We start from the raw sequence: 12,937 nt of genomic DNA, 5'->3' as shown, positions 1-12,937 counted from the left end.
TCCACATTGCGTCGCGCGCGGCGGCGCGATCGAGCTGTCATTCACATCGTCTTGACCCGACTGAATCGCTACATCCTAGTGATGAGTTCCACTGTCGGCGTCACGTGCGTCACGGTTCGCCGTGCTCCCCCGATCTCCGCAGCAGTCGGCCGATCTCGGCGAGCGGGCCTGGATCCGCCATCTCGGAGTGCGTGGTGTCGATGTGGTGCCCGGTGACGACGCCGTCGGCGTGGCGACGCCAGGCATCGACCACATCCGGGTGCCGGTTCAGGTCTCGGGCGGCGACGAAGACTTCGAGGTCGCCGTGGAGCACGCGCGGGCTGTGGGTCGACGCGATCATCTCGAGTCGCTCGATCACCGCCCGGATCTCACGCAGCCGGTCGACGCTGACGTACGAGCCGAACTGCGCGATCAACTCGTCCTCACTCAGGGTTTCCGGTTCGGGCGATTGATGCTGCGGCAGAAGGGTGTCGAGGAGGGCCGGCGGCGCCACCTCGTGGCCGGCTTCCCGGAGCTGAATGGCCATCTCGTGGGCGATGGTGCCGCCGAGCGACCACCCCAGCAGGTGGTAGGGACCTTCCGGTTGAACGACCCGGATCGCGTCGACATACCGCGCGGCCAACTCCGGCAGCGTTTCGGGTAGGTCCGGCGCACCCGTCGCCTGCACTCCGTACAGCGGACGATCGCCGACGTGATCCGCGAGACCGCTGAAACACCAGGCCAATCCGCTGAGCGGATGCACGCAGAACAGGGGCACTCCCACCTCTGCGGGGCGGAGTTCGACCAGGGTGTCGAAGAAGCTTTCGAGCCGGGCGCCGTCTTCGATCCGCGCGGCCAGGCGCTGCACGGTGGGGTCGGTGAAGATCCACTCGATGGGCACGTCGCGTTCCAGCCGGCGGCGCAGTTCGGTCGCCACCGAAGCGGCTCCCATCGACGTGCCGCCGAGGGTGAAGAAGGCTTCGTCGGCGGGCACCTCGTCACGGCCCAGGACTTCCCCGAATGCCGCCGCGATCGCCTCTTCGAGTTCGCCTGCGGGCAGCACGGATTCGGTGAGCTCGATCGTCGGCACCGGCAGTGCGGCGCGGTCGAGTTTGCCGGACGGCAGGAGCGGCAGTGTGTCCACGACCGTCACCGAGGCCGGGATCAGGTGCCGCGGCAGTCGGCCGCGTGCGTAGTCACGGACGGACGTGGGCGTCGGATTCGAGGCACCCCCGACGTAGGACGCGAGGACGGTGTCCGTGGAGGTCGGCACCGCAATCGTCACGGCGAACTCGACGTCGGGGTGCCGGAGCAGCACGGCGTCGACCTCTGCGGGCTCCACCCGGATTCCGCGGATCTTCACCTGGGAGTCACTGCGACCCAGGTATTCCAGTTCACCGTTCGGGTCACGCCGCACCACGTCGCCGGTGCGGTACAGCCGCTCCCCCGGTTTGCCGTACGGGTGGGCGACGAATTGCCCTGCCGTGAGATCGCTTCGGCGCACGTATCCACGTGCGATGCCGCTACCGGCGAGATACAGCTCTCCGGTGACCCCGTCCGGCACCGGATGCAGGCGCGCGTCGAGAACGAACGCGGCGTTGCCGTCCAGGGCGCTTCCGATGGTGATCGGCAGGCCAGGTTCGAGGGGGCCCGCGACGGAGGCGTCGACGGTGAACTCGGTCGGACCGTAGGCGTTGAACAGGCGGTGCCGCCGCGACCAGCGTTCGGCGAGATCCGCCGGCAGTGCCTCTCCCCCGACGACGACGGTCGACGGGACGAGGCGCTGTGGGTCGAGGGACGCCAGCACGGTCGGCGTGAGCGTGAAGTGGGTGATGTTCTGCGACATCAGGAACCGAGCCAGTTCGTCACCGGCATAGCTGAATGCGGGGGCAACCACGAGGGTGCCGCCCAACGCCACGGCCCAGAGCATCTCGAACGCCGACACGTCGAAGGTCGGGGAGGTCAACTGCAGCACCCGGGCGGCGTCGCCGTTTTCCGCGGCAGAAGCGTAGGCGGGGGTGGCGAGAAGTGTCGTGAGGCCGCGGTGTGTCACGACGACGCCCTTGGGCCGACCGGTGGACCCCGACGTGTAGATCACATACGCCGGGTTGTCCACGTCGGGTGCTGCTGGATCCGCGTCACCGACGGGCTGCTCGTCGAGGCGCAGCCAGTCCACGGATCGCGGCAGATCCGCGAAATCGCCGACGGTCAATCCGAGCACCGCACGCGAGTCGGTCAGCATCCAGTCGAGCCGCTCCGCAGGATGACCGGGATCGAGTGACATCCATGCCGCACCGGCCTTGGTCACCGACCACACCGCCACCAGCCAGTGCCAACCGCGGGGCGCCGCCACGGCGACGACGTCCTCGGGACCGACGCCGCGGGATGCGAGTGCGCGGCCCCAGCGGTCCGACAGTTCGTCGAGTTCGCGGTAGCTCCACCGGGTGTCACCGTCGACCACCGCGACCGCGGTCGGGGTGGCGCGAGCCCTGGCGTCGAGGATGTCGCGGAGGGTCCGCGGCGCACTCACGGGCCGGGGTCCCTGCACGAGGTGGGCGCGTTCGGCGTCGTCGAGGATCTCGAGGTCGCCGACGGCGACCGACGGGGTGGCCAGGGCGGCCTCGACGACGGCAGCGAACCGGCGCAGCAGCGTGAGTGCCGTGCTCCGGTCGAACAGGTCGGTGGCGTAGTCGAGTCGCACCGTCAGGGCGTCGGCCGCGTCGGTCACATCCCACGCGAGGTCGAATTCCGTTGCCTGCGCGTCGGGGTGGTACTCGTCTGCGCCGAGGAACAGCCCCGGGAACTCGATGGCGTGCTGGTACGTGAGCATCACCTGGAACAGCGGGTTGTAGGCCGCGGATCGTGGCGGAGCGAGATGCGCCACGACGTCGTCGAACGGGACGTCGGCGTGCGCGAGTGCGTCGAGGTCGACGGTGCGAACGTCCGCGAGGAAATCCTCGAACGATTGCGCCGGGGAGACCGGGGTGCGCAGTGCCACGGTGCCGACGAACATGCCCACGACGGCGTCGAGCGCCGGGTTCGGACGTCCGCCTACCGCCGTGCCCACCACCACGTCGGAGTGTCCGCTCAACCGCGCCAGGAGGACCGCGAGGGCCGCGTGGAGCACCATGAACACGGTCGTTCCCCGGCGGCGTGCCAGGGCGCCGACGCGCTCGCGCACGTCGTCGTCGAACGTCCACTCCACGCTCGCCCCGATGCGGCTCGGCAGTTCCGGTCGGGGACGATCGGTCGGCAGCGGGAGTGGGGCACCCACTCCCGCGAGTACCTGCGCCCAATGGTCGAGTTGGGCACGACCCAGACTGCCGGGGTCGGAGGCGTCCCCGAGCAGATCGCGCATCCAGATCGCGTAGTCGGCGTAGTCCACGGGCAGCGGCGCCCAGTGCGGGGCCGTGCCTTCCGTGCGGCACCGGTACGCCGTATCGAGATCGGCGAGGAGCGGTCCCATCGAACCGCCGTCCAGCGCGATGTGGTGCACCACCACGCCGAGGGTGTAGTCGCCGGTGTCGTTGCGCCACAGCGTTACCCGCACAGGGGGTTCACACGTGAGGTCGAACGGTCGAGCGCTCCACGTGTCGACGGAGAAGCCGGCATCGTCGTCCGTCGGATCACCGGATACGGATTCGACCGGCATCACCAGCTGGTGCGGACCGTCGGCGTCGACGGGGCAGATGGTGCGCAATACCGAATGCCGCTGCAGCACATCCCGCATCGCCAGTTCGAGAGCGTCGACGTCCACATCGTTCCCCAGCCGCGTGACGAAGACCATGTTGTGCAGGGCCGAAGCGGTATCGACACGACTCAGCAGCCACATCCGCTGCTGCGCAGGCGACAGCGGCACCCGTGCGCCGCTCGCGCGCGGAACCAGGAGCGGTCGTGCGGCCCCCGAGGCAGTGTCACCCATCCACCGAGCGAGCGCCGCCGGGCTCGGGTTCTCGAACAACACGCGCACGGGAACGTCGACGCCCAACGCGGCGGACAGGCGGGCCGTCACCGCGGTCGCGGACAACGAATCGCCGCCCGCTTCGAAGAAGTTGTGCCCGGTACCGATCCGGGCGGAGCCGAGAACGTCCGCGAACACACCGGCCACCAGTTCTTCGACGGCGGTGCGCGGCGGAGTCGCGATCACGTCGTCGTCCCACGCTTCCAACGCGGCGACGTCGAGTTTGCCGTTGGCGGTGAGCGGCAAGGCGTCCATCGTGACGATGCGGGACGGCACCAGGTACGCGGGCAGACGGCCCGTCAGGTGCTGTCGCAGAGTCCCGGAATCGATGCCTGTGCCGCCGACGAAGGCGACGAGTTCGTTGCGCTGTACCGACACTGCGGCCTGCTCGACGCCGCGCAGTTCCGCCAACGCGGCTTCCACCTGGGCGGGTTCGATGCGCATGCCGCGCAGCTTGACCTGGCGGTCGCCGCGGCCGAGGAACGCGAGGGTGCCGTCTGCCCGCCGGTGCACCAGGTCGCCGGTGCGGTACATGCGGGTGCCGTCCGTGGCCGCGACGAAACGCTCCGCCGTCCGGCCGGGTGCGCCGAGATACCCCTGGGCCAGTCCGGATCCGGCGAGGTAGAGCTCACCGACAGCGCCGACGGGGACTGCGCGTAACCGGGTGTCGAGCACCAGTGCGGTGGTTCCGGCGATCGGACCGCCGATCGTCACAGGACCGTTCGCGGTCAGTGGGTCGACTTCGGTCAGCGTCGCGACCACCGTCGACTCGGTCGGACCGTAGGCGTTGAGCAGGAGTCGTCCGGCGCTCCACGTTGCGGCCAATTCGGGGCTCAGGGCCTCCCCTCCGACACCCACGACGCGCACGGATTCGAGCCCGCGCGGCTCGAGTGTGGCGAGGACGGACGGCGTGGAGAGGTAGTGGGTGACGCGCTGATCGGCGAGCAACCGGTGCAACTCGGCGCCGGCGAAGACGTCGGCGGGGGCGACCACCAGGCAGGCCCCGGAACCGAAGGCGAGCAGCATCTCGAGCAGCGCGGCGTCGAACGCAGGGTTGTAGCCGTGCAGCACCCGGTCGTCGGGGCCCACCCGGTACCGTCGCACCACCTCGGCGGTGAGCGGTCCCAACCCTCGGTGGGTGACGGCGACGGCCTTGGGCGTGCCCGTGGAGCCGGAGGTCTGGATCACGTACGCCACGTCCCGTGCGCACTTCTGGTAGCCCTGGCCACCGAAACCGCTCACAGGGCTGAACGCCGCACCGGTCTTGGCGACGGCCCAGAGTTCGACCACGAAGTCCGACGACCGCGGCAGGTCGATCGGCACGACCTCACCCGCCGTGACACCCTGCGCGGTGAGTTCCCGGGCCCGCGCGTCGGAACGTTCGTCCAGTTCGCGGTAGGTCAGCGTGCTCTCGCCGTCGGTGAGGGCATCGTTGTCGGGGTATCTGGCGGCGGTGGCCGTCAGGATCTCGGCGAGGGTGCGTTCGGCGGCGGGCTGCTCACCGACGAGGGGTTCCGCGCCGGTCACCACGATGTCGCCGACTGCCCGGGCAGGATCCGCGCCGACCGCCTCGAGCACCCGTTCCAGGTTGGTCACCAGCGACCGCACCGTCTGATGGTCGAAGAGTGCGGCCGAGTACACCGCGACGCCGCTCATTCCTGCGGGAGCACCGTCGTTCGACGTCTCGGTGAACGTGAGGTGGAAGTCGAACTTCGTTGTTCCGGTATCGAATTCCTCGGCCGTCACGATCATGCCCGCCGCCTCGACGGTGGGTATCGGCATGTTCTGCAACGCCAGGGCAACCTGCGGGGTGCGACCGCCCAGCAGTCCGGCGACCACCTCGAACGGCACGTCCGCGTGCTCGAATGCAGCGACGTCAAAGTCCCGGACCTGCGCGACGAGCCCGGTGAACGGCATGTCCGGCAGCACCTGCGCCCGCAGTGCGAGGGTATTCACGAACATCCCCACCAGGGAGTCCAGTGCGCGTTCCCCGCGCCCGGCGACGGCCGTGGCGACGACGACGTCGGACTGCGCGCCGTGCCTCGACAGCACCACGGACAGCGCCGCGTGCAGGACCATGAACGGTGTCGCGTGGTGCTGCGCGGCCAGGAGATGCACCGCCTGCTGCACCTGCGCCGACACCTCGAATTCGACGACGCCGGCGCGGTTCGAACCGCTGGGCGACCGATCCGTCGGCAGTGGTGCTGTGCCGTCGACGCCGTCCAGCACTCGACGCCAGTGCTCGACGCGGCGCTGCCCGTACTCTCCGCCCAGCAGTTCGCGCTCCCACACGGCGTAGTCGGCGTACTGCAGAGGCAGCGGATCCCCGTGCGGGGCGGTGCCCGAGCAGCGTGTCGCGTAAGCACTGAGCACGTCGGAGACGAGCGGTGTCAGCGACCATCCGTCGGCGGCGATGTGGTGGATGTTGACGGCCAGCACGTGGCTTCGGGGATCGAGACGCAACAGCGCAACCCGGATGGGTCGGTCGTGTGTCAGGTCGAAGCCGCGGGATGCGAACTCGTCCATGAACTCGGCCGGATCGCGCACGTCGACCGGATCCAGGTCGAGCGGTACGGGATCGAGGATCTCCTGGTACGGGTGGCCGTCCATCGGATACCGCGTCCGGAGTGTCTCGTGCCGCCGGATCACGTCCTCGAAGGCCGCGGTCAGCGCGTCGACGTCGAGCACGCCGTCCAGCCGCACTGTGGCGGGCAGGTTGTACGTCGGCGAGTCGGGATCGTTGCGGTTCAGCACCCACATGCGGTACTGGCTGCGGGACAGGGGAATGCGATCGGGCCGCGGCCGTGCGACCAGGGCGGGCCGGAGGTCGGTTTCGGGGACTGCGTCGTCGAGGGCTTCGGCCAGTTCGGCAACGGTGGGGTGCGCGAACAGGGTTCGCAGCGGCACCGCGTGTCCCAGGGAGTCGGTGAGCCGCGCCGTCAGCTGTGTGGCGAGCAGGGAGTTGCCGCCCGCGTCGAAGAAGTGCGTCCCCCGGCCCACGCTGCCGCTTCCGAGGACGTCCGCGAACACCGCTGCCACCGCGCGTTCGGTGTCGGTGTCGGGCGCAGCGTTCTCGGCGACCGCCAGTTCCGGCAGCGGCAGCGACCGCAGGTCGAGTTTGCCGTTCACCGTGGGCGGTGCGGCGTCGAGCACCACCACGGCGGTCGGCACCAGGTACGACGGCAACACTTCGGCGAGCCGACGACGCAGATCGTGGGTGTCGAGGTGCTCGTTCGGCAGCACGTAGGACACCAGCATCTCGGTGCCCGCACCGGTCAGGCGTACCACGGTGGCCGCGAACGCGACGTCGGTGAGCCGGGCGGTGACGGTGTCGATCTCCGCCGGCTCGATGCGCACTCCCCGCATCTTGATCTGAGAGTCGTTGCGGCCCAGATATTCCAGCTCGAATCCGTCGGCAATCTTCCGCCAGCGCACCAGGTCACCCGTGCGGTACCGGCGTGTGCCATCGTCCGCCGCGACGAACCGCTCCGCCGTCAGACGTGGCTGATCCCGGTAACCGCGGGCCAGGCCGCTGCCCGCCAGATACAGCTCCCCGGGCAGGCCCGGAGGTACCGGACGGAGCCGGTCGTCGAGTACCACCGCGGACACACCGTGCACGGGTGCGCCGACCGAGACCGGCTCCCTCGCGACGAGTGGTCCGGTGCTGAAGGAGTACATGGTGGTCTCGGCGGGGCCGTACGCGTTGTACAGGCGACGTCCGGCGGCCCAGCGGTTCGTCAACTCGGGGCTGAGGCGCTCCCCGCCCACCATCAGCACCTGCAGATCCGGAAGCGCCCGATCGCCGAGGGTGGCGAGGATCGTCGGTGTCATGCACGCGTGGGTGATGCGTTCGCGTGCCATCAGTTCCGCGAGCGCCGGGCCGGCATATTCGGCGTCCGCCGCGACCACCAGGGTGGCTCCCGACGCCCCCGCGACCAGAACCTCGAGCAGCGTCATGTCGAATCCGGCCGCACCGCGGTGCACCATCCGCGAGCCGGGACCGGCTGCGTACCGCTCGCGCAGGTCGGCGGCGAGCGCGGCCAGACCGTCGTGCGTCACGACGGCGCCCTTGGGTGTGCCCGTCGTTCCCGACGTGTACACGACGTACGCCACCTCGGACGTGAGTGGCACGGTGTGCCCCGGCACGCTTTCCCACTCACGTGGGGTGAAGGCGGTGCGCGCGGGGTCGAACAGCACCGGTGCCGCGCCGGTCTTCGCGATCGCCCACAGACGCACCACCGAGTCCACCGACCTCGGATCTGCCCACGGAACCAGGCTTCCCGGTCCCGCACCGGTCTCGGCGAGTTCACGTGCCACGGCGTCGGAGCGCGCGTCCAGCTCGCGGTAGGTGAGTTCGACACCCCCGCCGGACACCGCGACAGCGTCCGGTGCGACGACGACGCCGCGGGTCAGGATTTCGCGCAGCGTCGACGGCGCGGGAGCAGCGGGACCGACAGCGGGCACCAGTGCGGCGCGCTCCGCGGCGTCGAACAGGTCGACGTCACCCACCGGCAGCAGGGGGTCCGCGCAGACGGCCTCGAGGAACCGCACCAGCCGCGACGCGAACTGCTCGATCGACGAGTGGTCGTACAGGTCTGCGTCGTAACCGAAGTCAAGATGCAGGCGACCGCCGGGTCCGGACTCGGTGACGGTCAGCTGCAGATCGAAATTGGCCCGGTCCACGACGTCCCCGACGGGTGTCACCGTCAGCCCGGGCAGTGTCACCTGGCCAGGACGGCCGCGCTGCATCGACAGCGCGACCTGGAACAGCGGGTGATGGGACGTCGACCGCGCCGGGTTCAGCAACTCGACCAGGGTCTCGAACGGCATGTCGGCGTGCGTGTAAGCCGCAATGTCTTGTTCGTGGACGTGGGCGAGCAACTCCGTGAACGTTGCCGACGGGTCGACTGCGGTGCGTAACACGAGAGTGCCGGCAAACATCCCGACCATGTCGTCGAGCTGCGGATCGGTGCGGCCGGCGACGGCGGTACCGATCGGAACGTCGCGGCTGCCGCTGTAGCGCGAGAGGACGGCCGCCAGCGCGGCGTGCAGCACCATGAACGTGGTGGCCCGACCGTTGCGTGCCAGCGCGTTCAGTGCGTCGTGCACCTGCTCGTCGAGTTCGATGCCGACGGTGCCGGCGTGACCGGACGCCGCCGCAGGGCGCGGGTGGTCGGCGGGCACGGTGACCTGCTCGGGCAGGTCTGCGAGCGTGTCGAGCCAGTACTGCCGCAGGGTGTCGGCGGACGCTTCCTCGAGGACTGCCCGTTGCCATACGCTGTAGTCGCTGTACTGCACAGGTAGCGGAGGCCACTCGGGACCGCGGTCGGCGAGCCGGGCCTGGTACGCAGTCATCGTGTCGCGGATCAGCGGGGTCAGCGACCACGCGTCGGCGGCGATGTGATGCACCACGAGGGCGAACACGTGCGCGTCGGGTCCGACGCGATACAGCCGCGACCGGATCGGTGCCTCGACGGAGACGTCGAATCCGTTGTCGGCGAACGCCCGCAGGTGCGCGGCGACCGCATCCTCGGGCAGCGCGATGGGCGCCAGCTCCAGCACGACGTCAGCCGCGTCGAGCACGACCTGGTGCGCGCCGTCGGCATCGGACGGGTACACGGTGCGCAGGGTCCGGTGCCGTTCGATCAGGTCGTGTGCCGCGGACGCCAGGGCGTGAACGTCCAGTTCCCCGTCGAGTCGAACGACGAGCGGGAGGTTGTATCCCGCAGCACCGGTGTCGAATTGGTTGACAAACCACATCCGCTGCTGCGCCGGCGAGAGTGGGATGCGGCCGTCGCCGGTAACGGGTCGTAGCGGCGGACGCCGACGCCCGGCACCGGATCGTTCTTCGACACGGGCGGCCAACTCGGCGACGGTGGCGGCTTCGAAGACGTCCTTCACCGTCACGTCGATGTCGAAGACGGCGCTCACGCGTGCGGACACTCGGGTCGCGAGCAGCGAATTGCCGCCCAGATCGAAGAAGTTGTGCCGCGTCCCCACTTCGGTGCCGCCGAGCACCTCGGCGAACACGTCGGCCACCACGTCCTCGATAGGGGTGTGGGTTCCCTGCCCGTCCGCGGTCAGAACACCCGGATCGGGCAGTGCAGTGCGGTCGACCTTTCCGTTGACGGTCAACGGAATTGCCGGGAGGGAAACCAGTGCGCCGGGCACCATGTGGTCGGGCAGGATCGTACGCAGGTGCCGGGTCAGCGTCGCAGGGTCGGCGTCCGTCACCACATAGCCGACGAGCCGCCGTCCGACGGTCGTGTCGCGGAGAACCACTACAGCCCGTTCGACGTCGGGGTGCCCCAGGAGCACGGCTTCGATCTCGCCGGGTTCGATCCGATATCCACGCAGCTCCACCTGGGTGTCGGTGCGCCCGATGTAATCGAGCCGACCGCCGCCGCGATACCGGACACGGTCACCGGAGCGGTACATCACGGCGCCTGCGACGAACGGGTTCGCGACGAATCGTTCTGCTGTCAGCGAGGGTCGGTGGAGGTATCCGGAGGAGACCTGCGCCCCGGCGACATACAGCTCCCCCACGCTGCCCGGCGGCACCGGTCGCAGCGCACCGTCGAGTACGTAGGTGTGGACCCCTGGTAGCGCGCGGCCGATGGTCGCCGACGCGTCGTGGGCCGGGGGGTCGAGTTCAGCCGCGGTGACGTGCACGGTGGTTTCGGTGATGCCGTACATGTTGACCGCGCGCACTCCGGAATGGCGTTCGAGCCACGGCCACACCTGTGTCGGGTCCAACGCTTCGCCGCCGAAGATCAGCAGCCGCACCGGCAGATCCGCGGGATCGTCGACCTCAGCCAACTGACCGAATGCCGACGGCGTCTGGTTGAGGACGGTCACGCCCTCGCGGACCAGCAAGTCCTGGAATTCGTGCGGTGAACGGGCCGTGAAGTGGTCGACGAGAACCAATCGGCCGCCGGTGGTGAGGGCGCCCCACATCTCCCACACGGAGAAGTCGAAGGCAGCTGAGTGGAACATCGTCCACACGTCGTCCGGCCCGAATCCGAACTCGTCCCGCGTATTCGTCAGCAGCGACAGCACATTGGCGTGCGTCACCAGCACGCCCTTCGGCCGGCCGGTCGATCCGGACGTGTAGATCACGTATGCGCTCCGCGCCCGTGAGTACTTATTAACCGCCCGTGGGTAAGAAGTACTCACGGGCGGCGAAGCCGCGTCTGCGATCACCGCAACCGGCTCGGCGTCGTCCAGCAGGTACTGGATGCGCTCGGGCGGGTATTGCGGGTCGACGGGCAGGTAGACACCGCCGGCGCGTACCACGCCAATGATCGTGGCGATCAGATCCGGCGACTGCGGCAGCACGACGGCCACGACGTCGCCGGCGACGACTCCCGTCTCACTCAGCGACGCGGCGACCGCCGCGGACCGTTCGTCGAGTTCGGCGTACGTGAGCGACTGTTCCCCACACGTCACAGCCACCGCGTCCGGTCGGTCGGTGACCCGGTCGAGGAACAACTCGTGCAGGAACGCGGCGTCGGGCGCACGGCCGGGATTCTCGGTCGTCGCTTCCGCACGCTCATCGGCGGTCAGTACCTCCAGTGCTCCGAGCACGTCTTCGGGCCCGGCCGCGGTGAAGGCGGCGAGGAAATTCATGAAGCGAGACAGCAGGGCCGAGACCTCGTTGTCGCTGTACAACCGTGGATTGGCGGTGAAGTCGACGCGGGTCGCTTGGCCTGCTACCGACGGGTAAAGGTTCACCGCCAGGTCGTCAATCTTTCCCGCGGGGAGCACGGTGAACTCGCCTACCAGGTCGCCGAGAGCGATCTGACGGTAGAAGTTCATGATGTTGACCCTGGGCCCGAAGTCGCGGCGCGTGGAAGCGACGCCCGCGCAACGCATCTCCTCGGATCTGAATCGCTGATGTCTCAGCGCGCCAGTCAACTCGAGCTGCACCCGACGTACGAGCTCGCGAATCCCCACGGCCGGGTCCGCTCGCAGGCGCAGCGGCACGGTGTTCGCGACCATTCCGGCCGATCGCCGTGCAGCAGCGGTGGTCCGGGCAGAGACCGGGAGCGTCAGGACGATGTCGGTGGTGCCCGTCAGCCGACTCAGATAGGCGGCAAACGCAGCAACCACCACCGGAACGTCCGACGAGTTCCAGAGTCGTGCGAGATCCTCGATTCGCGTTGCAACCTCGGGATCCATCATTCGGCTGGCGACCCGCGACTGTGCTCCCGAACTCTCCGCCCGGTGACTCAGCCGTGCCGGCGCGGGAAGTTCCACCGTCCGTGCGGCCCAGTAATCCTGGTCCTTCGCGTACCTGCTCGACTGCCTGTACGCCTCCTCCGAGTCGTGCAACTCGCGCAGACTCATTGCGTTGGACTGCGGCGCCTCGGTCCCATTCAGGCGATGGGTGTAGAGCTCGGCCACCCGGTTCATCAGCACCATCGCGCCGTGTCCGTCCATCACCAGATGGTGTACATACGAGTACCAGTAATAGTGGCCGTCGCCGAGGTGCAGCAGCGTGGCCGCAATCAACCGATCGGCGAGCACGTCGATTGGCCGGCTGTACGACTCGGCCATCCAGCGCCGCGCATCACCAACCGGGTCGTCGGATTCACGCAGATCTAGGTAGGTGAGAGCATCGCTGATGCTCTGATCCACCAATTGCCACGGCTCCCCCGGCGCGTCTACCAACCGAATGACAGGGGACTCCAGTTCACGGCAGGCGCGATCAGTGGCCGCGACCAAAGCGTCGAGATCGAGGAACCCGCGGACCTCGACATATTGGGCGATAGTCAGCGGAACGTCGGGATCGAGTTGCTGAGCGAACCACAGCGCTTGTTGCGCACGCGAAAGCGGAAATGAACTCACTTCCGCCACCCCGCCCTCACAGGGCCTTGACACACATTTGTCCCGCCACTCAGCCGTACCTCGAAGTTGTGAGGCCGTGCCTCGACGGGACTTACATCGTGGGCGCCTCGTGGTTCGTTACCTGGCCTAGACAATACTGGGCAAATC

The 12,937-nt window shown here is 68.8% G+C and carries 1 protein-coding gene; it reads right to left on the bottom strand.

Annotation, left to right across the window (positions count from 1 at the left end; translation table 11 throughout):
* Positions 1-109: 109 nt before the first annotated feature.
* Positions 110-12,790 (bottom strand): non-ribosomal peptide synthetase, encoded by a 12,681-nt coding sequence (locus RJ1_RS21700; RefSeq protein WP_073363822.1) that lies wholly within the window; start codon positions 12,788-12,790, stop codon positions 110-112.
* Between the last annotated feature and the right edge of the window lie 147 nt (positions 12,791-12,937).

The organism is Rhodococcus jostii NBRC 16295 (genome assembly GCF_001894825.1).
Classification (GTDB): domain Bacteria; phylum Actinomycetota; class Actinomycetes; order Mycobacteriales; family Mycobacteriaceae; genus Rhodococcus_F; species Rhodococcus_F jostii.
This window is presented reverse-complemented; position numbering and strand designations above follow the sequence as displayed.